At 61.6% G+C, this 18,021-nt stretch carries 22 protein-coding genes and 1 tRNA gene; 20 read left to right on the top strand and 3 right to left on the bottom strand.

Annotated features, from left to right (window positions below; genetic code table 11):
* Window positions 1–14 precede the first annotated feature (14 nt).
* Window positions 15–335 (top strand): plasmid stabilization protein, encoded by a 321-nt coding sequence (locus M2375_RS19950; protein ID WP_259169824.1) that lies wholly within the window; start codon window positions 15–17, stop codon window positions 333–335.
* A gap of 54 nt (window positions 336–389) precedes the next feature.
* Here M2375_RS19950 and M2375_RS19945 read toward each other — a convergent pair whose 3' ends face one another.
* Window positions 390–539 (bottom strand): hypothetical protein, encoded by a 150-nt coding sequence (locus M2375_RS19945; RefSeq protein ID WP_259169823.1) that lies wholly within the window; start codon window positions 537–539, stop codon window positions 390–392.
* 182 nt (window positions 540–721) lie between these two features.
* On the opposite strand from M2375_RS19945, the gene M2375_RS19940 reads away from it, so the two are divergent.
* Both M2375_RS19940 and ykgO read left to right on the top strand, forming a co-directional pair.
* The gene (locus tag M2375_RS19940) at window positions 722–1,786 is read left to right on the top strand and encodes an SDR family oxidoreductase (protein WP_259169822.1); all 1,065 of its coding nucleotides are present in this window, start codon (window positions 722–724) and stop codon (window positions 1,784–1,786) included.
* 108 nt (window positions 1,787–1,894) lie between these two features.
* Complete coding sequence (gene ykgO / locus M2375_RS19935; protein WP_116925897.1) at window positions 1,895–2,044, top strand: type B 50S ribosomal protein L36; 150 nt, start codon at window positions 1,895–1,897, stop codon at window positions 2,042–2,044.
* Between the two features lie 45 nt (window positions 2,045–2,089).
* On the opposite strand, the gene M2375_RS19930 is transcribed toward ykgO, so the two are convergent.
* Both M2375_RS19930 and M2375_RS19925 read right to left on the bottom strand, forming a co-directional pair.
* Window positions 2,090–2,485, bottom strand: a complete 396-nt coding sequence (locus M2375_RS19930; RefSeq protein ID WP_310473191.1) for a low affinity iron permease family protein — start codon at window positions 2,483–2,485, stop codon at window positions 2,090–2,092.
* Between the two features lie 72 nt (window positions 2,486–2,557).
* Window positions 2,558–3,463 carry a LysR substrate-binding domain-containing protein gene (locus tag M2375_RS19925; RefSeq protein ID WP_259169819.1) on the bottom strand — a complete coding sequence of 302 codons (906 nt, stop codon included), beginning with the start codon at window positions 3,461–3,463 and terminating at the stop codon, window positions 2,558–2,560.
* A 137-nt stretch (window positions 3,464–3,600) separates the two neighbouring features.
* On the opposite strand from M2375_RS19925, the gene M2375_RS19920 reads away from it, so the two are divergent.
* The 17 genes from M2375_RS19920 (at window position 3,601) to nuoF (ending at window position 18,013) form a co-directional block, all read left to right on the top strand.
* The gene (locus M2375_RS19920) at window positions 3,601–4,833 is read left to right on the top strand and encodes an amidohydrolase family protein (protein WP_259169815.1); all 1,233 of its coding nucleotides are present in this window, start codon (window positions 3,601–3,603) and stop codon (window positions 4,831–4,833) included.
* A gap of 23 nt (window positions 4,834–4,856) precedes the next feature.
* On the top strand, window positions 4,857–6,215 hold the full coding sequence (locus M2375_RS19915) for an MFS transporter (protein ID WP_259169811.1): 1,359 nt from the start codon (window positions 4,857–4,859) through the stop codon (window positions 6,213–6,215).
* Window positions 6,212–6,748 carry a GAF domain-containing protein gene (locus M2375_RS19910; RefSeq protein WP_259169809.1) on the top strand — a complete coding sequence of 179 codons (537 nt, stop codon included), beginning with the start codon at window positions 6,212–6,214 and terminating at the stop codon, window positions 6,746–6,748. Before M2375_RS19915 ends, M2375_RS19910 begins: the two co-directional genes overlap by 4 nt.
* 143 nt (window positions 6,749–6,891) lie before the next feature.
* Window positions 6,892–7,614, top strand: a complete 723-nt coding sequence (locus tag M2375_RS19905; protein ID WP_259169807.1) for an AzlC family ABC transporter permease — start codon at window positions 6,892–6,894, stop codon at window positions 7,612–7,614.
* Window positions 7,611–7,940: an AzlD domain-containing protein gene (locus tag M2375_RS19900; protein WP_259169805.1), complete on the top strand. Its 330-nt coding sequence runs from the start codon at window positions 7,611–7,613 to the stop codon at window positions 7,938–7,940. Before M2375_RS19905 ends, M2375_RS19900 begins: the two co-directional genes overlap by 4 nt.
* Before the next feature lie 132 nt (window positions 7,941–8,072).
* Window positions 8,073–8,339 carry a 30S ribosomal protein S15 gene (gene rpsO / locus M2375_RS19895; protein WP_182324383.1) on the top strand — a complete coding sequence of 89 codons (267 nt, stop codon included), beginning with the start codon at window positions 8,073–8,075 and terminating at the stop codon, window positions 8,337–8,339.
* A gap of 208 nt (window positions 8,340–8,547) precedes the next feature.
* A complete protein-coding gene (gene pnp, locus M2375_RS19890) occupies window positions 8,548–10,794 on the top strand; it encodes a polyribonucleotide nucleotidyltransferase (protein ID WP_259169800.1) in 2,247 nt (748 codons plus the stop codon).
* A gap of 99 nt (window positions 10,795–10,893) precedes the next feature.
* Window positions 10,894–11,889, top strand: a complete 996-nt coding sequence (locus tag M2375_RS19885) for an NAD(P)H-quinone oxidoreductase (protein WP_259169882.1) — start codon at window positions 10,894–10,896, stop codon at window positions 11,887–11,889.
* Window positions 11,883–12,626: a triose-phosphate isomerase gene (tpiA, locus tag M2375_RS19880; protein WP_259169880.1), complete on the top strand. Its 744-nt coding sequence runs from the start codon at window positions 11,883–11,885 to the stop codon at window positions 12,624–12,626. Before M2375_RS19885 ends, tpiA begins: the two co-directional genes overlap by 7 nt.
* Before the next feature lie 43 nt (window positions 12,627–12,669).
* Window positions 12,670–13,140 carry a preprotein translocase subunit SecG gene (gene secG / locus M2375_RS19875; RefSeq protein ID WP_259169799.1) on the top strand — a complete coding sequence of 157 codons (471 nt, stop codon included), beginning with the start codon at window positions 12,670–12,672 and terminating at the stop codon, window positions 13,138–13,140.
* Between the two features lie 115 nt (window positions 13,141–13,255).
* A tRNA-Leu gene (locus tag M2375_RS19870) sits at window positions 13,256–13,340 on the top strand.
* A gap of 73 nt (window positions 13,341–13,413) precedes the next feature.
* Complete coding sequence (locus M2375_RS19865) at window positions 13,414–13,773, top strand: NADH-quinone oxidoreductase subunit A (protein ID WP_182324376.1); 360 nt, start codon at window positions 13,414–13,416, stop codon at window positions 13,771–13,773.
* Window positions 13,774–13,795: 22 nt separating this feature from the next.
* Window positions 13,796–14,275 (top strand): NADH-quinone oxidoreductase subunit B family protein, encoded by a 480-nt coding sequence (locus M2375_RS19860; RefSeq protein WP_021028558.1) that lies wholly within the window; start codon window positions 13,796–13,798, stop codon window positions 14,273–14,275.
* Window positions 14,276–14,283: 8 nt separating this feature from the next.
* Window positions 14,284–14,892, top strand: coding sequence for an NADH-quinone oxidoreductase subunit C (locus M2375_RS19855; RefSeq protein ID WP_259169797.1), 609 nt, complete (start codon window positions 14,284–14,286; stop codon window positions 14,890–14,892).
* 27 nt (window positions 14,893–14,919) lie between these two features.
* Window positions 14,920–16,173 (top strand): NADH-quinone oxidoreductase subunit D, encoded by a 1,254-nt coding sequence (locus tag M2375_RS19850; protein WP_259169793.1) that lies wholly within the window; start codon window positions 14,920–14,922, stop codon window positions 16,171–16,173.
* Window positions 16,170–16,661 carry an NADH-quinone oxidoreductase subunit NuoE gene (gene nuoE / locus M2375_RS19845; RefSeq protein ID WP_259169792.1) on the top strand — a complete coding sequence of 164 codons (492 nt, stop codon included), beginning with the start codon at window positions 16,170–16,172 and terminating at the stop codon, window positions 16,659–16,661. The genes M2375_RS19850 and nuoE overlap by 4 nt, the downstream gene beginning before the upstream one ends.
* Window positions 16,658–18,013 carry an NADH-quinone oxidoreductase subunit NuoF gene (nuoF, locus tag M2375_RS19840; protein WP_259169791.1) on the top strand — a complete coding sequence of 452 codons (1,356 nt, stop codon included), beginning with the start codon at window positions 16,658–16,660 and terminating at the stop codon, window positions 18,011–18,013. The genes nuoE and nuoF overlap by 4 nt, the downstream gene beginning before the upstream one ends.
* The last annotated feature ends 8 nt before the right edge of the window (window positions 18,014–18,021 follow it).

Genomic DNA, 18,021 nt, shown 5'->3' with positions numbered 1-18,021 from the left:
CAAGGAGTTCTGTGATGCCCCAAGGAGACAAGTCCGCTTATACCGATAAGCAAAAACGCATGGCCCGCCATATCGAGAAAAGCTACGAGAAAAAGGGCGTGTCGGAAGACGAGGCCGCTGCGCGCGCCTGGGCCACGGTGAACAAGGAAACCGGTGGCGGCAAGCTCTCGGGATCGGGCCGTGGCAAGGCGACAGGGCCGGGGTCGCGGCTGTCAGCCTTGCGCTCGGCAGCGGCCAAAAAGGCGGCTGCCAGCCGCAGCCCCGAGGCGCGCTCAGCATCGGCCAAAAAGGCTGCCGCTACCCGCAAACGCAATGCAGCTGCCAAGAAGAAGTAGGGATGCAGAACAGGCCAGCCACCTCGCGGTGTGCTGGCCTGTTGGCGTGACTGCCTATACCGGCTCTGGGTCTTTGACCGGCGGTTCGTTGCCTGGCTCCTCAATCGGCAAGGTGCTGTCGGGCGGATCGATGGGCTCGGGCTTGGGCAGATCTGGCGGCGGTGGTGCCACCGGTGGCTCGGGGGGCGTGGTGGGGGTGGGCATGACAGCCTCCTTTCTGCCTTTGTTTTTACTGCGCCGCGCAGCGCCCGTATGTCGGACAAGCTTGTCAGCGGGTAAGCGCATGTAGGTCGGCCATGCACGGTGTGGCAGCGGTTTGCCATGGCGCCCTGTCGATGGCGCCAGGTTGTTTCGTTTTCAATGTTCAATATCCAAGGAGTGCCAGCATGAGTCCATCCCCCCGCAAAACCAAAAAGCCATCTACGCAGCCTAGGGCCGACAAGCGGTCGGTAGACGAGGTGGTGGCTGCGCAGCAGCGCATTCAGCAGCAGCAAACCAAAAACGATGCCCGGGACAAGGCGGCCAAGGCGCCCAAAAAAACCAAAGGCAGCCAAGACGAAAAAAGCCGCAAAAAGACGGCACCGGGGCCGGGCCATGCCGTGCCCACACCGCCGATGCCCGCCAAAAAGCTGGCCAAGCCCGGGCAGGAGAAAGCCCTTGATCTGCAGCCGCTGTACCTGGCAGAAAACTACCAGGGCAGCGGCAAGCTGGAGGGCAAGACAGCGGTCATCACCGGTGGCGATTCGGGCATTGGCCGCGCGGTGGCGGTGCTGTTTGCGCGCGAAGGTGCCAATGTGGCGATCCTGTACTTGAATGAGCATGACGATGCCAAGCAGACCTGCCGCCTGATTGAAGACGAGGGCCGGCAGAGCCTGGCGATATCCGGCAATGTGCAGGATCCGCAGTTTTGCGAGAAGGCCGTCAAGCAGGTGCTCAAGAAGTTTGGTGCGCTCAATGTGCTGGTCAACAATGCCGCGTTCCAGCAGCATGCGGCCGATATTGAGGACCTGAACACCGAGCGGCTGGACGAGACCTTTCGCACCAATATCTTTGGCTACTTCCACATGGTCAAGGCCGCCATCCCCTATCTGCAGCGCGGCGATGCGATTGTGAACACCGGCTCGGTCACCGGCCTGCGCGGCAGCAAACAGTTGCTCGATTACTCTGCCACCAAGGGCGCCATCCATGCCTTTACCAAGGCGCTGGCCCAGAACCTGATGGAACGCGGCATACGGGTGAACGCCGTCGCCCCGGGCCCGGTGTGGACTCCGCTGAACCCTGCCGACAAAAGCGGCGAGGACCTGCGCCAGTTTGGTGCCGACACCCAGATGGGCCGGCCCGCCCAGCCCGAGGAACTGGCCCCGGCCTATGTGTTTCTGGCTTCCCAGGTCTGCTCCAGCTATATCTCCGGCATTGTGTTGCCGGTGACGGGGAGCGTGGGCGAGTCCTGAACGGGCTTCGGGATGGGGGCTCTGCATGGGTCAGTGCCGGGGTGCTTGAAATGATAATGAGAATGCATTATCATTTTTGCTTCTGTTCCTGTTTTGGAGAAGCTCTGCATGCAAGTCCTGTCCTCGCTCAAAGAAGCCAAAAAGCGCCACCGTGATTGCCAGGTGGTCAAACGCCGGGGTCGCATCTATGTGATCTGCAAGTCCAATCCGCGCTTCAAGGCGCGCCAGGGTGGGGCTAAAAACAAACACAAGCGCTGACATGGGCGGTGCGCCTGCGCTTGCCTGTGCAGGCTTGACGGAGGGTCAGCGGGCTGTGTTGTCGTCCTCTTCCTGGCGGGCCTTCTCGGCCAGAATGTCGAATTCCTTGCGCAGCACGTCCAGCTCTTCTTCATCCAGCTGTTCGAGCGAGAGCATGCGATTGCGGGCTGGCTCGATGGCACGGATCAGCTCATCGAGCTTGATCTGCATGGCCTCGGTGTCGCTGTTCTGGGTGGACTGGATCAGGAACACCATCAAGAAGGTGACGATGGTGGTGCCGGTATTGATGACCAGCTGCCAGGTGTCGTTGAAGTGGAAGAAGGGGCCGCTGAGGGCCCACAGCAAAATCACCACGGCGGCCACGACAAAGCAAATGGGACGGCCACTGAACTTGGCCACCGAACGGGCAATTTTGTTGAATGCAGAGTGCTTGGTCTTCACGGGGGGACTCCTTCGGTCAGCGCGAGAGTCCAGCATAGAAGCAAGGGCATGCGGCTGCGCTGCCGCTGCAGATCAAGTGGCTGTAGGAGGGTGGCGGCATTCCAGTTGCAGCCATTCGCCAAAGCGCTGGTAGCTTTCCATATCGCTGCGCCAGGTGGGGGCGCAGAGGTAGTAGCCCAGGGGGCTTTCAAAGCGCTGGCCCAGGGGCTCGACGAGTTTGTGGGTCTCCAGTGATTCCTGGATCAGGCAGCTGGGCACCAGGGCCACGCCCAGGCCTGAGACAGCGGCCTGGATGATGAGCGTAAAGAGGTTGAAGCCCGGCCCGATGCGCGCGCTTTCATAAGGGCCGGCATAGGCGGTGAACCAGTCATCCCAGGAGGTGGGCAGCTCGATATGCTGCAACAGGCTGCACTGTTTGAGATCGCTGAAGTGCTGGATAGGGTGCTGCGCCAGGTAGCTGGGCGAGCAGACGATGCTGGTCTCGCGCCCGATCAGGTACTGGGCATCGGCAATCGGCCAGTCGCCGTAGCCGTATTGGATGGAGGCATCGAAGCCATCGCCGGTCTCGGCGCTGTCGGTGGTGCTGTAGCGCACAAAATGGATGGCGATGTGCGGGTTGCGGGCACGAAAGCTCTGCAGCCGGGGGAACAGCCAATTGGCCGCAAAGGTGGGTGCCACCGACAGACTGAGCAGGTGGGCGTTCTGCGCGGTGGAGATGACCTGGGTGGTGGCCCGCTCCAGGGATTCCATCGCTGGCCGCACGAGCTTGAGGTAGTTCTCGCCGATATGGGTCAGCGCCAGCCCGTGGCTGCGGCGTATGAACAGTGGATGGCCCAGGTAGGCCTCCAGGCCTGCAATATGGCGGCTGATGGCGCTTTGCGTGACAAACAGCTCCTTGGCGGCCTTGGAAAACGACAGGTGCTGCGCCGAGAGCAAAAACGCATTCAGCTCGGAGATGGTGGGGCAGCGTCTGCGCATGGGGTATGAGCTCCACTCATGATGGTAGAAAAAATTGGCAGATGCATCAGGCCAAGTCGCTGCCACAAATTGTTGCAGCTTGGCTACAGTTCGGGGCATTAGAGGCAACCGTGGCGCTGTGAACGCCAGAACTGATTATGCAATCCACCCTGATCCGCAATGCCAAGATTCTCGACACCCGGAATCTTGTATTGACTTCTACTCATACCATTTTGGTGCGCAACGGTCTGATCGAGAAAATCAGCGCCGAAGACTTCGAGGTGGCGGATGCCGCCGTCATCGACGCCAAGGGGATGACCTTGATGCCCGGCCTGATCGACTGCCATGTGCATGTGATGGCCTCGGGCTTCAACCTGGGTGCGGTTGCCAATTTGCCCAATGCGCTGGCGCTGCTGCGCGCGCTGCCCATCATGAAGGGCATGATCGACCGGGGTTTTACCTCGGTGCGCGATGCGGGCGGGGCGGACTGGGCGCTTTCTGAAGGGGTGCGTACCCGCCAGGTGGCTGGCCCGCGCCTGTTTTGCGCTGGCAAGGCGCTGTCGCAAACCGGCGGCCATGGCGATTTTCGGGCGCGCAATGACACGCTCGATCCCTGCTCCTGCGCCTACAAGATCGGCAATATCGGCAAGGTGGTGGATGGCGTCGATGCCTGCCGCCTGGCGGTGCGCGAAGAGATTTTGAAGGGCGCCACCCAGATCAAGGTGATGGCATCGGGCGGCGTGGCCTCGCCCAACGATCCCATCAACAACCTGGGATTTTCGGTGTCGGAGCTGACCGCCATCGTCGAAGAGGCCCACAATGCCAACACCTATGTGATGGCCCATGCCTATACGCCCCAGGCCATCACCCGTGCCATCCAGTGCGGCGTGCGCACCATCGAGCACGGCAACCTGGTCGATGAACCCACTGCCAAGCTGATGCAGGAAAAGGGTGCCTACATGGTGCCAACCCTGATCACCTACGAAGGCCTGGCCAATGACGGCGCCAAGTACGGCCTGCCCGATGAATCCGTGCAAAAGATTGCCAAGGTGCGCACCAACGGCCTCAAGGCGCTGGAAGTGCTGGACGCCGCTGGCGTGAAGATGGGTTTTGGCAGCGATTTGCTGGGCGAGACGCACTACATGCAATCGGACGAGCTGGTGCTGCGCGCCAAGGTGCTGGGCCACGCCAAGGTGGTGCAGCAAGCGACCTTGATCGGTGCCGAGATCCTGAACCACGAAGGCCTGCTGGGCGAAGTGGTGGAGAACGCCTATGCGGACTTGCTGCTGGTCGATGGCAACCCGCTGGAAGATGTCTCGGTGCTGACCCAGCATGACGCGGCGATCAAGCTGATCATGCGTGACGGCTTCATCCACAAAAACGCCTGCTAAACCCCCTGCGCGAGAACAACAATATGTATAACGCTTCGGAACGTCTGGAACGGCTGCCTTTCAGCCGCTTTCATTTCACCCTGCTCATCATTGGCGGCCTGGGCCTGGCCTTTGAGGCGCTGGATGCCGGCATCATCGCCTTTATCCTGCCCTCCTTGCGCGAGCAGTGGGGGCTCACCGGCCTGCAGGCGGGCTGGATTGCCAGCAGCACCTATGTCGGCTTTTTGGTGGGCGCGCTGCTCTCGGGCATGCTGGGCGACCGCTTTGGCCGCAAGGTCGTGATGATGTGGGCCCTGGTGCTGTTTTGCGTGGCCACCTTCATCAATGCCTTTGCCACCAACTTCCATGAGTTCTACATTTTGCGCATGATTGCCGGCGTGGGCATGGGGGCCGAGGGCGCCATCGTGGCGCCTTACCTGGCGGAGTTTGTCAGCAGCCGCTACCGGGGCCGCTTTACCGGTGCGCTGGCAGGCTTCTTCTCCTTTGGTTTTGTGATGTCGGCATTGCTGGGCTACTTCATCGTGCCGATGAGTGACGACGGCTGGCGCTGGATCATGGTCATCGCCTCGGTGCCCGTGGTGTTTTTGCTGTGGATGCGCCGCGCGCTGTTTGAATCCCCCCGCTGGTTGGAAGAGGTGGGCCGCCATGAAGAGGCCAGCCGGATCTGTACAGAGATTGAAGCGCAGGTGCTGCGCAGCAGCGGCAAGCCACTGCCCGAGCCGGTGAAGATGAGCCTGGCGGCCAAGGCGGCTGACAGCGCCGTGCAAGGCGCCTGGGCCAAGCTGGCCATGCTGGTCAAGCCCCAGTACTTGCAGACCAGCCTGGTGGTTTGGGTCTTCTGGATCACGGTGATGTTCTGCTACTACGCCTTCCTGGTCTGGATTCCCAGCCTGCTGGTGGCGCGCGGTTTTGCGGTGACCAAGAGCTTCTCCTTCACCATCCTGATCTACCTGGCGCAGATTCCGGGCTACTACTCTGCCGCTTACTTCAATGACAAGATTGGCCGCAAATACACCATCCTGGCCTATATGCTGGTGTCTTGTCTGTCCGCGCTGGGCCTGGCCTTTGCCAGTAGCGACCAGGAAATCATCTTGCTGAGCATGCTGCTGTCCTTCGGCATGAACGGCGTGATTGCCGGCCAGTACACCTACACCTCGGAGATCTACCCGACATCGATCCGCGCCACCGGCATGGGCACCGCCTCGGCGCTGGCACGTATTGGCGCGATTGCCTCGCCCACCATCGTGGGTGCTGCCTACCCGGTGCTGGGCTTTGGCGGGGTGTTTGCGATGATGACCGGCGTGCTGTTTGTGGGTGGCATGGGCATCTTGCTGTTTGGCAAGAACACCCACGGCGTATCGCTGGAGGGGATTCAGCAATGAGCACAACCCACGTCCTGGGCCGCCTGGCGCACAGCCTGGGCCAGACGGCAGATGCCGAGCGCCACTGGGCGGCCATTGCCGAAGCCTGCCAGCAGCTGTTTGGCTATGGCCTGCTCACCGGCCTGGTCTACCTGCAGCAGGACAAGCTGATGCGCCGCATCTACTCGTCCGACGAGGCCATCAGCCCGCTGGGCGGCTTCAAGGCCACCGGCAAGGGCCCCTGGTCGGCCCGGGTGCTGGACCAGGGCCTGCCGTATATCGGCCGGGATGAGGCGGACATCCGCAGCGTCTTCTCTGAGGCCGAGGACCTGGTTGCCCGGGGCCTGCATGCGGTGCTGAACATTCCCATCTGGCACGGCGGCGAGGTGCTGGGCTCCATCAATATTCTGGGCCCGCGCGGCGCCTACAACGCGGTGCCCGAGGCGCTGATCCACCTGGTGGCCGGCGTTTGCGTGCCGGCGCTGGCCTCGGCCCGCGAGACGGCGAAAGAGGCGGCGCGCGGCATTGACAGCGCCGGGCTGCAAAGCGTTTGAGCGCCTGGCTCAGCCCCATACCGGCGCCCTGGGCCCGCAAGGACAAAGTCCCTGCGGGCTTTTTTGTGGGCGCTGTTCCCCATGCGTCCCGACAGTGCGCAACTGGCCTGCGCGCCGCGCAACAGCCTCTACAATCGCCGCCCATGGCTTCTAACAGTTCAGGCATGTGGTCGTCGCCCGCCGTACGCATGGGCGTGTCGATCAGCATTGCCACCGGTTTGTATGGCATCTCCTTTGGCGCGCTGGGCGTGGCTGCGGGCCTGTCGGTTTGGCAGACCTGCGCTTTGAGCTTGCTGATGTTCACCGGCGGCTCGCAGTTTGCCTTTGTCGGCGTGGTGGCCGGCGGCGGTGCTGGCGCAGCGGCCCTGGGCGCGGCCAGCCTGCTGGGCGTGCGCAATGCGGTCTACGGCATGCAGATGGCGGCCTTGCTGGGCCCGCGCGGCCTGGCGCGCCTGCTGTCGGCGCAGTTAACGATTGATGAATCCGCGGCCACAGCCTTGGGGCAAAGCGACAAAGCCGAGCAAAAGCGCGGCTTTTGGACCGCTGGCGTGGGCGTTTACCTGCTCTGGAACCTGTTCACCGCTGCTGGCGCCTTGCTGGGCAATGCCTTGGGTGACCCGGGGCGCTGGGGGCTCGACGGCGCAGCCGTAGCCGCCTTTATGGGCCTGCTGTGGCCGCGCCTGACGCACAAGGAGCCGATAGCGTTGGCGGTGGTGGCTGCCAGTATTGCGATGCTGGCGGTGCCCTGGGTGGCGCCGGGGGTGCCGATCTTGATTGCGGCGCTGGTGGGCGCCGCCTGGGGCTATGGATCGCGCAGCAGCGGCCCAGCCGGGCAGGGCGCCAGCGCGCAGGAGGCCGCACGATGAATGCCATGGCTGACGTGGGCAACCACTGGTGGATATGGGTGCTGCTGGCCAGCGCCGTGACCTATGGCACCAAGCTGCTGGGTTACAGCGTACCGGCCCATTGGCTGCGCCACCCACGCATGGCCCGGGTGGCGGGCGCGCTGACGATTGCGCTGCTGGCGGCGCTGACTGCCATGAACACCCTCGTCAGCGGCCAGCAACTGGTGCTGGATGCCCGCCTGGCTGCGCTGGCCGTGGCCATCATCGCGCTGGCGCTGCGGGCGCCGTTTTTGCTGGTGGTGGTACTGGGCGCGGCGGCATCGGCGCTGGTGCGGTTTTGGGCCTAAACCCCATAGTTTAGAACTTGGGTATAATTGCAGGGTTTTGCATGGTGCAAGACGCACGTCGCAAGCTTTTCCGGCTGCGACGCAAGTAACCAGAATACCAGCGCAAGCCGGTGTTCCTTATAAGGAAAACACATGATCGCCGCATCTATCAAGGCCGAAGTTGTAAAGGCCAACGCACGTTCCGCTACCGATACTGGCAGCCCAGAAGTCCAAGTGGGCTTGCTGACCGCTCGTATCAACGAACTGACCCCTCACTTCAAGACGCACGCCAAGGACCACCACGGTCGTCGCGGCCTGCTGCGCATGGTGAGCCGTCGTCGTAAGCTGTTGGACTACCTCAAGTCCAAGGACGCTGACCGTTACACTGCACTGATCGCTAAGCTGGGCCTGCGTAAGTAAGCCCAGGGTGAGATGGAGACGCCTGAGTTAGTCCGCTAGCTCAGGCGTTTTTTACTTCAACGCCGCGCAAACAGAGCGAAGCTGTGTCATTCCAAGGGGGCTGAGCCGCTGGTTGAACACCTCAACCTCCCTGGAATGGCATCGTGTTCTGAATGCCGGCTCCTGCTGAAGACCGACAGGTTTTTGGCTGTTTAACCAGGAGCAATCTATGTCCATATTCAATAAAGTCACCAAGACTTTCCAGTGGGGCCAGCACACGGTCACCATGGAAACGGGTGAAATCGCGCGCCAAGCCTCGGGCGCGGTGCTGGTCAACATCGACGACACCGTCGTGCTGGCCACGGTGGTGGGCTCCAAGATCGCCAAGACCGGTCAGGACTTTTTCCCGCTGACCGTGGACTACATTGAGAAGACCTACGCCGCAGGCAAGATCCCCGGCAGCTTCTTCAAGCGCGAAGCCAAGCCCAGCGAACACGAAACCCTGACCAGCCGCCTGATCGACCGCCCGATCCGTCCGCTGTTCCCCGAAGGTTTCTTCAACGACGTGCATGTGGTCATCCACACCATCTCGCTGAACCCAGAAGTGGATGCCGACATCGCTGCGTTGATCGCCGTGTCCGCTGCACTGTCGATCTCGGGCATTCCTTTCAATGGCCCTATCGGCGCTGCCCGCGTGGGTTATATCAACGGCGAATACGTGCTCAACCCCGGCCAGACCCAGCGCAAGGATTCGCTGATGGATCTGGTGGTGGCTGGCACCGAAGCCGCTGTGCTGATGGTGGAGTCCGAAGCACAACAACTGCCTGAAGAAGTGATGCTGGGCGCCGTGGTCTATGGCCATGAGCAAAGCCAAGTGGCCATCAATGTGATCCATGAGCTGGTGCGCGAAGCCGGCAAGCCCACCTGGGACTGGACCGCACCTGCCAAGGACGAAGCCCTGATCGCCAAGGTTGGCGCTTTGGGTGAAGCCGCCCTGCGCGAAGCCTACCAAATGCGCAACAAGCAAGCCCGTACCCTGGCTTGCCGCCAAGCCTATGCCGCTGTGAAGGCTGGCCTGGCTGAGCAAGGCGTGGCCTTTGACGGCGTCAAGGTTGACGGCATGCTGTTCGACATTGAAGCCGGTATCGTGCGTTCGCAGATTCTGGCCGGTGAGCCCCGTATCGACGGCCGCGACACCCGCACCGTGCGTCCTATCGAGATCAGCACGTCCTTGCTGCCCCGTACCCACGGCTCGGCCCTGTTCACCCGTGGTGAAACCCAGGCGCTGGTGATCTCCACCCTGGGCACCGAGCGCGATGCACAGCGTATCGACGCCCTGGCTGGCGAGTTTGAAGACCGCTTCCTGTTCCACTACAACATGCCTCCCTTTGCCACCGGCGAAGTGGGCCGCATGGGTTCGACCAAGCGCCGCGAAATCGGCCACGGCCGTCTGGCCAAGCGCGCTCTGGCCGCTTGCCTGCCATCGAAGGAAGAGTTCCCCTACACGATCCGTGTGGTGTCGGAAATCACCGAATCCAACGGTTCTTCGTCGATGGCTTCGGTCTGCGGCGGCTGTCTGTCGATGATGGACGCTGGCGTACCGATGAAGGCCCACGTGGCCGGTATCGCCATGGGTCTGATCAAGGAAGACAACAAGTTTGCCGTGCTGACCGACATCCTGGGTGACGAAGATCATCTGGGTGACATGGACTTCAAGGTAGCCGGTACGACCAACGGTATCACCGCGCTGCAGATGGACATCAAGATCCAGGGCATCACCAAGGAAATCATGCAAGTGGCACTGGCGCAAGCCAAGGAAGCGCGCATGCACATCCTGGGCAAGATGCAAGAAGCCATGGGCGAAGCCAAGGCAGAAGTTTCGTCGTTTGCGCCCAAGCTGTACACGATGAAGATCAACCCCGAGAAGATCCGTGACGTGATCGGCAAGGGTGGCTCCACCATCCGTGCGCTGACCGAAGAGACCGGCACCCAGATCAACATCGAGGAAGATGGAACCATCACCATCGCCGCGACCGACGCCGCCAAGGCCGACGAAGCCAAGCGCCGCATCGAAGAGATCACTGCTGAAGTCGAAATCGGCAAGATCTACGAAGGCCCGATCGTCAAGATCCTGGAATTCGGTGCACTGGTGAACCTGCTGCCCGGCAAGGATGGTCTGCTGCACATCAGCCAGATCGCCCACGAGCGCGTGGAAAAGGTGACCGACTACCTGAGCGAAGGCCAGGTCGTCAAGGTCAAGGTGCTGGAGACGGACGAAAAGGGCCGTGTCAAGCTGTCGATGAAGGCCTTGCTGGACCGTCCAGCCGGTATGCCTGAGCGTGAGCCACGCGATTCGCGCGAACCACGCGGTGACCGTGGCGACCGTGGTGATCGCGCTCCGCGCCAGCACCGCGAACCCCGCGAGCCACGCGTTGAAGGCGACAACAACGACCAGCAGCAGCAACAACAGCAATAATCGGCTGTACGCACCCAGATGTCTTTTGGACGCTGGGTGCGTTTTTCTGCTCAATGAGCGTGCGAATTGTGATTTGCTGAGGAAACAAGCGTGGACAAGATGCGTGCAGTCGAGATCACCGCCTTTGGTGATCCGCAGGTGTTGAAGCTGGGAGTGCGTCCCGTGCCCGAAGCGGGGCAGGGCGAGCTGTGCATTCGCGTGGTTGCCAGCGGTGTGAACCGCCCCGATGTGATTCAGCGCAAGGGCCATTACGCGCCGCCCCCTGGTGCCTCGGACCTTCCCGGTCTGGAAGTGGCGGGTGTGGTGGTAGCGGGCGATGCGGCGGCCATGGCCGAGCAGGGCCTGAAGCTGGGCGACCGCGTATGCGCGCTGGTGGCGGGCGGCGGTTACGCGGAATACTGCGTGGCGCCCGTAGCCCAGTGCCTGCCTGTGCCTGAAGGCCTGTCGGATGTGGAGGCGGCTTGCCTGCCTGAGACCTTCTTCACGGTCTGGAGCAATGTGTTTGACCGGGGTGCGCTGCAGCCCGGCGAGACCTTGCTGATCCAGGGTGGCAGCAGCGGCATTGGCGTGACAGCGATCCAGCTGGCCAAGGCCTTTGGTGCCAAGGTGATCGTGACGGCGGGATCGGACGAGAAATGCCAGGCCTGCCTGGCGTTGGGCGCTGACGAAGCTATCAACTACCGCAGCCAGGATTTTGTGGCCGAAGTGGCGCGCATTACCGCTGGCAAGGGTGTAGACGTGATTTTGGACATGGTGGCGGGTGACTATGTGGCCCGCGAGGTCGAGGCCTTGGCCGAAGACGGCCGCCTGGTCATCATTGCCGTGCAAGGCGGCACCAAGGCTGAGTTCAATGCCGGTCTGGTGCTGCGTCGCCGTCTGCAGATCACGGGCTCGACCCTGCGTCCGCGTCCGGTGGCCTTCAAGGCGGCGATCGCCAAGGCCTTGCAAGCCAAGGTCTGGCCGCTGTTGGCGTCTGGCAAGGTGCGTCCCATCATTCACAGCCAATTCACGGCCGCACATGCCAGTCAGGCCCATGCGCTGATGGAATCCAACCAACATATCGGCAAGATCGTGCTGACCTGGGATCAATTGTGAAAAAACTGATTGCTGGAAACTGGAAGATGAACGGCAGCCTGGCTGCCAACCAGGCCCTGCTGGCCGAGCTGCTGCAAGGCCTGGGCCAACCCGGCTGCGACGTGGCCGTGGCCGTGCCTGCTGTCTATGTGGGTCAGGTGCAGTCTTTGCTGCAGGGCTCGGCCATCGCGCTGGCCGCGCAGGATGTGTCAGCACACGATGCGGGTGCCTACACGGGTGAGGTGTCGGCCCCGATGCTGCGCGATTTTGGCGTGCGCTATGTGCTGGTTGGCCACTCCGAGCGCCGCCAATACCATGGTGAAACCGATGCCCTGGTGGCGGCCAAGGCGCAAAAGGCGCTGGCTGCCGGCATCACGCCGATTGTCTGCGTGGGCGAGACCTTGGCCGAGCGCGATGCCGGGCAAACCGAGGCCGTGGTCAAGCGCCAGCTGGCGGCGGTGATCCACACCGTCGGTGCCTGTGTGACCGAAATCGTCGTGGCCTATGAGCCGGTCTGGGCCATTGGCACCGGAAAAACGGCGAGCCCCGAGCAGGCGCAGGCGGTGCATGCCGTGTTGCGCGCACAATTGGCAGCGGCCAGCACGCAGGCGGCCAAGGTGCAGGTGCTGTATGGTGGCAGCATGAATGCGGGCAACGCCGAGCAATTGCTGGCGCAGCCCGATATTGATGGTGGATTGATCGGTGGTGCCTCTTTGAAGGCCCAGGATTTTCTGAAAATTATTGCCGCCGCTGCTTGATGCGCAAGCCGGTGGCGACGACCAAGTTTTGATAAAAGGGTAGATGATGGTAACGATTCTGTTGACGATTCAGATGCTGGCGGCATTGGTCATGATTGGCCTGGTGCTGGTGCAGCATGGCAAGGGTGCGGATGCGGGTGCGGCCTTTGGTGGCGGTAGCAGCGCAGGCAGCCTGTTTGGTGCTTCGGGTAGCGCCAACTTCCTGTCGCGCAGCACGGGTGTGCTGGCGGCGGTGTTCTTTGCCACGACCTTGGGCCTGGCCTACCTCAGCAACCTCCGTCCTTCGACGGCCGGCAGCGTGCTGGAAAGCCCGGCAGCGACGATTCCGCAGTCGAGCGCACCGGTGGATGCGACCATTCCTCCTGCATCCACGCCTGCGCCTGCTGCAGCGCCTGTGGCGCCGGCCGCTGCACCGGCAGCTGCTGATGCTTCGGTGCCTGCGGCCAGCCCGGCAGCACCTGCTGCGGACGCCTCTGTGCCTGCTGCTGCTCCTGCTGAGCCAGCCGCCAAATAACTCAACTATTTGGATGGAATGCCTGTTATCAGGGTTTTTCCAGAGTAGAATCTGAGTCTGTCTGGTAAGCAGATTGTTTCAAAAGCAATCGATGCTTGCCAGGCAAGTCAAATCAGCCGTCGTGGTGAAATTGGTAGACACGCTATCTTGAGGGGGTAGTGGCGAAAGCTGTGCGAGTTCGAGTCTCGCCGACGGCACCAACACAATAAAAGGCCTGCCTGGGTCGCGTCTTGTGCTTACCTGGGTTGGCTCCTGCGGTGAGTAGACATCAAGATGAGCATCGAGCAATACCTCCCGGTCCTTTTGTTTATCCTGGTGGGTGCGGGCGTTGGCCTTGGCCCACTGGTCATAGGCTACATCCTCGGACCCAATCGCCCGAACGCGGCGAAAAACTCCCCATACGAATGCGGCTTTGAGGCCTTTGAAGACGCGCGCATGAAATTCGATGTGCGCTACTACCTCGTCGCCATTCTTTTCATTCTCTTCGACTTGGAAATTGCGTTCCTCTTCCCGTGGGCGGTCTCGCTGCATGAAGTGGGAATGCCAGGTTTTATCGCGGTTCTCGTGTTCTTGGCCATTCTGGTGGTGGGTTTCGCCTACGAATGGAAAAAGGGCGCGCTGACCTGGGAATAACCGGAAATCAAAAAGGTACACGATGATTGAAGGTGTGTTGGAGAAGGGCTTCGTCACCACGAGCTATGACTCGGTGGTGAACTGGGCCAAGACTGGGTCGATCTGGCCCATGACGTTTGGTTTGGCATGCTGCGCCGTCGAGATGATGCACGCGGCCGCTGCGCGTTATGACATCGGCCGTTTCGGCGCCGAAGTCTTTCGTGCCAGCCCGCGCCAGGCTGACTTGATGATTGTGGCGGGCACCTTGTGCAACAAGATGGCGCCCGCTATGCGCAAGGTTTACGACCAGATGGCCGAGCCGCGTTGGGTGATCTCGATGGGATCCTGCGCCAACGGTGGTGGTTACTACCACTACAGCTACTCGGTGGTGCGTGGCTGCGACCGCATTGTTCCCGTGGATGTCTATGTGCCCGGCTGCCCGCCCACGGCAGAGGCGCTGATCTACGGCATCATCCAGCTGCAGCAGAAAATCCGCCGCACCCATACCATTGCGCGCGCTTAGGAGTTGTGATGAGTGTAGAACTGATACAGCCTAGCGTGCTGCAAGAGACGATCGCCCGCGTGCTGGGCGACAAGGCGCGCTCGGTGACCCTGGCGCTGGGCGAAGTGACTGTCGAAGTCTCGGCCCCGAACTACCTGCAGGCCATGGAGCTGCTGCGCGATGCACCCGAGTGCAAGTTCGAGATGCTGATGGACCTGTGCGGCGTGGATTACTCCGCCTACAAGGACGTGGGTACTGATGGCCCGCGCTTTGCAGTGGTCTCGCACCTGCTGTCGATCAGCCTGAACCAGCGCGTGCGCGTACGTGTGTTCTGCCAGGACGATGACTTCCCGGTGCTCGACACCCTCAGCCAGCTCTGGGCCTCGGCCAACTGGCTGGAGCGCGAAGCCTTTGACCTGTTCGGCATCGTCTTTGAAGGCCATGACGACCTGCGCCGCATCCTGACCGATTACGGCTTTATCGGCCACCCTTTCCGCAAGGATTTCCCGCTGTCGGGACATGTGGAAATGCGCTACGACGCCGAGCAAGGCCGTGTGATCTACGAGCCCGTGTCGATCGAGCCGCGCGAGATCACGCCCCGCATTATTCGTGAAGACCATTACGGAGGCCTGCACTGAGGCGCTCTGTCCTCACGATGAAGAACCATGGCTGAAATCAAAAACTACACACTCAACTTCGGTCCCCAGCATCCTGCAGCACACGGCGTGCTGCGTCTTGTGCTGGAGCTCGATGGTGAAGTGGTGCAACGTGCAGACCCGCATATCGGCCTGCTGCACCGCGCCACCGAGAAGCTGGCGGAAAGCAAGACCTTCATCCAGTCGCTGCCCTACATGGACCGGCTGGATTACTGCTCGATGATGAGCAACGAGCATGCCTACTGCCTGGCCATTGAAAAGCTGCTGGGCCTGGAAGTGCCGATCCGCGCGCAATACATCCGCGTGCTGTTCTCCGAAATCACCCGCATCATGAACCACTTGATGTGGCTGGGCTCTTCGGGCAATGACGGCGGCAGCTCCACCATCCTGATCTACAGCTTCCGCGAACGTGAAGACCTGATGGACATGTACGAGGCCGTCTCCGGCGCGCGCATGCACGCGGCGTACTTCCGTCCCGGTGGCGTGTACCGCGACCTGCCCGACAGCATGCCGCAGTACAAGGCCAGCAAGGTGCGCAATGCCAAGTCCATCGAGCAGATGAACCGCAACCGCCAAGGCTCGATGCTGGACTTCATCGACGACTTCAGCGCACGTTTCCCCAAGTGCGTGGACGAGTACGAAACCCTTCTGACCGACAACCGCATCTGGAAGCAGCGCAATGTGGGCATCGGCGTGGTTGATATCGACCGCGCGATGAACCTGGGCCTGACGGGCCCGATGCTGCGCGGCTCGGGCCTGGCCTGGGACATGCGCAAGTCGCAGCCCTATGAAGTCTATGACCGCATGGATTTCGACATCCCCGTGGGCAAGACCGGCGACTGCTATGACCGCTACCTGGTGCGCATCGCCGAGATGCGCGAGTCCAACCGCATCATCAAGCAGTGCGTGGACTGGCTGCGTGTCAACCCCGGCCCAGTGATCACCGACAACCACAAGGTGGCACCTCCCGATCGCGAAGCCATGAAGTCCAACATGGAAGAGCTGATCCACCACTTCAAGCTGTTCACCGAAGGCTTCAAAGTGCCTGAGGGCGAGGCTTACGCATCGGTGGAACACCCCAAGGGCGAATTCGGCATCTACCTGATCAGCGACGGTGCCAACAAGCCTTACCGCCTGAAGATTCGTCCACCAGGATTTGTGCATCTCTCGGCGCTCGATGAAATGAGCCGTGGCCATATGCTGGCCGATGCCGTGATGGTGCTGAGCACCTTGGACATCGTGTTTGGAGACGTTGACCGATGATTACCGAAGCAACAAAAGCACGCTTTGCCCGCGAAGTTGCCAAGTATCCGGCAGAGCAGAAGCAGTCGGCCGTGATGGCTTGCCTGTCTATCGTGCAGCAGGAGCAAGGCTGGGTAAGCCAGGAGAGCGAGGCGGTGATCGCCGAGTACCTGGAGATGCCCGAAATCGCCGTGCATGAAGTGACCACCTTCTACAACATGTACAACCAGCACTCGGTGGGCAAGTACAAGTTGAGCGTGTGCACCAACCTGCCTTGCCAGCTGCGCCGTGGCCGCGAGGCGCTCAAGCACCTAGAAGACAAGCTGGGCATCAAGATGGGTGATACCACCGCCGATGGCGTGTTCACCATCGAACAGTCCGAATGCCTGGGCGCCTGCGCCGATGCGCCGGTGCTGCTGGTCAATGACCGCCATATGTGCAGTTTCATGGACAACGAAAAGCTCGATCAGCTGCTGACCGGCCTGCGGACAGCGGAGGACACCAAGTGACTACAGCTGCTCAAATTCTGTCGCAGTTCCAGGCCACCGGCGTGGAAACCTGCTTTCACGATCGCCACATCGAACCCCAGATCTATGCAGGTCTGGATGGCACGAACTGGTCGATCAAAGACTACGAAGCACGCGGCGGCTACCAGGCCCTGCGCAAGCTGCTGGGCAAGGATGGTGGCGAGGGTCTGACCCAGGACCAGGTCATTGCCACGATGAAAGAGTCGGGCCTGCGTGGCCGTGGCGGCGCGGGTTTCCCGACGGGTCTGAAGTGGAGCTTCATGCCCCGCAACTTCCCCGGCCAAAAGCACCTGGTGTGCAATTCGGACGAGGGCGAGCCGGGTACCTGCAAGGACCGCGACATCCTGATGTTCAACCCGCATATCGTGATCGAAGGCATGGCCATCGCCGCGTATGCGATGGGCATCTCGCTGGGTTACAACTACATCCACGGCGAAATCTTCCAGGTCTACGAACGCTTTGAAGCGGCGCTGGAAGAGGCGCGTGCTGCAGGCTACCTGGGTGACAACATCATGGGCAGCAACTTCAGCTTCGAGCTGCATGCCCACCATGGTTTTGGCGCCTACATCTGCGGCGAAGAAACCGCCTTGCTCGAATCGCTCGAAGGCAAGAAGGGCCAGCCCCGCTTCAAGCCGCCATTCCCGGCCAGCTTTGGTCTGTATGGCAAGCCCACGACGATCAACAACACCGAAACCTTTGCGGCCGTCCCCTGGATCATCCGCAACGGTGGCCAGGCTTACCTGGAATGCGGCAAGCCCAACAACGGCGGCACCAAGATCTTCTCGGTCAGCGGTGATGTGAACAAGCCCGGCAACTACGAAGTTCCGATGGGCACGCCGTTCTCCACCTTGCTGGAGCTGGCGGGCGGTGTGCGCACCGGTCGCAAGCTCAAGGCCGTGATCCCTGGTGGATCGTCGGCCCCTGTGCTGCCTGCCGACATCATGATGGCCTGCACGATGGACTATGACTCCATCTCCAAGGCCGGCTCGATGCTGGGCTCGGGCGCCGTCATCGTGATGGACGACTCGCGCGACATGGTCGAGAGCCTGCTGCGCCTGTCCTACTTCTACCAGCACGAGTCCTGCGGACAGTGCACCCCTTGCCGCGAAGGCACGGGCTGGCTGTGGCGCATGGTCGACCGCATCCAGCACGGCCACGGCCGCGCCGAGGATTTGGAGAAGCTGGATTCGGTAGCCGGCAACATCATGGGGCGCACGATTTGCGCATTGGGCGATGCGGCTGCGATGCCGGTGCGCGCAATGATCAAGCATTTCCGCCATGAATTCGAAGCAAAGATCAACGCTGCTGAAAAGCAGACCGCTGCTTCTTCCTGATCGCGAGT

Source organism: Comamonas sp. BIGb0152 (genome assembly GCF_024809975.1).
Taxonomy (GTDB): domain Bacteria; phylum Pseudomonadota; class Gammaproteobacteria; order Burkholderiales; family Burkholderiaceae_C; genus Comamonas.
Note: the sequence above shows the minus strand (reverse complement) of the source record. Positions and strands in the feature narration are given on the sequence as shown.

Excerpts from the sequence above, each read along its gene's own strand:
- M2375_RS19945 (WP_259169823.1), bottom strand. The coding sequence starts at position 539 with ATGCCCACCCCCACCACGCCCCCCGAGCCACCGGTGGCACCACCGCCG.
- M2375_RS19925 (WP_259169819.1), bottom strand. The coding sequence starts at position 3,463 with ATGCGCAGACGCTGCCCCACCATCTCCGAGCTGAATGCGTTTTTGCTC.
- M2375_RS19950 (WP_259169824.1), top strand. The coding sequence starts at position 15 with ATGCCCCAAGGAGACAAGTCCGCTTATACCGATAAGCAAAAACGCATG.
- pnp (WP_259169800.1), top strand. The coding sequence starts at position 8,548 with ATGTCCATATTCAATAAAGTCACCAAGACTTTCCAGTGGGGCCAGCAC.
- M2375_RS19865 (WP_182324376.1), top strand. The coding sequence starts at position 13,414 with ATGAGCATCGAGCAATACCTCCCGGTCCTTTTGTTTATCCTGGTGGGT.
- M2375_RS19905 (WP_259169807.1), top strand. The coding sequence starts at position 6,892 with ATGGCTTCTAACAGTTCAGGCATGTGGTCGTCGCCCGCCGTACGCATG.
- M2375_RS19920 (WP_259169815.1), top strand. The coding sequence starts at position 3,601 with ATGCAATCCACCCTGATCCGCAATGCCAAGATTCTCGACACCCGGAAT.
- M2375_RS19910 (WP_259169809.1), top strand. The coding sequence starts at position 6,212 with ATGAGCACAACCCACGTCCTGGGCCGCCTGGCGCACAGCCTGGGCCAG.
- M2375_RS19900 (WP_259169805.1), top strand. The coding sequence starts at position 7,611 with ATGAATGCCATGGCTGACGTGGGCAACCACTGGTGGATATGGGTGCTG.
- M2375_RS19860 (WP_021028558.1), top strand. The coding sequence starts at position 13,796 with ATGATTGAAGGTGTGTTGGAGAAGGGCTTCGTCACCACGAGCTATGAC.
- M2375_RS19885 (WP_259169882.1), top strand. The coding sequence starts at position 10,894 with ATGCGTGCAGTCGAGATCACCGCCTTTGGTGATCCGCAGGTGTTGAAG.
- M2375_RS19850 (WP_259169793.1), top strand. The coding sequence starts at position 14,920 with ATGGCTGAAATCAAAAACTACACACTCAACTTCGGTCCCCAGCATCCT.
- M2375_RS19855 (WP_259169797.1), top strand. The coding sequence starts at position 14,284 with ATGAGTGTAGAACTGATACAGCCTAGCGTGCTGCAAGAGACGATCGCC.
- M2375_RS19940 (WP_259169822.1), top strand. The coding sequence starts at position 722 with ATGAGTCCATCCCCCCGCAAAACCAAAAAGCCATCTACGCAGCCTAGG.
- secG (WP_259169799.1), top strand. The coding sequence starts at position 12,670 with ATGATGGTAACGATTCTGTTGACGATTCAGATGCTGGCGGCATTGGTC.
- M2375_RS19915 (WP_259169811.1), top strand. The coding sequence starts at position 4,857 with ATGTATAACGCTTCGGAACGTCTGGAACGGCTGCCTTTCAGCCGCTTT.
- rpsO (WP_182324383.1), top strand. The coding sequence starts at position 8,073 with ATGATCGCCGCATCTATCAAGGCCGAAGTTGTAAAGGCCAACGCACGT.
- nuoE (WP_259169792.1), top strand. The coding sequence starts at position 16,170 with ATGATTACCGAAGCAACAAAAGCACGCTTTGCCCGCGAAGTTGCCAAG.
- ykgO (WP_116925897.1), top strand. The coding sequence starts at position 1,895 with ATGCAAGTCCTGTCCTCGCTCAAAGAAGCCAAAAAGCGCCACCGTGAT.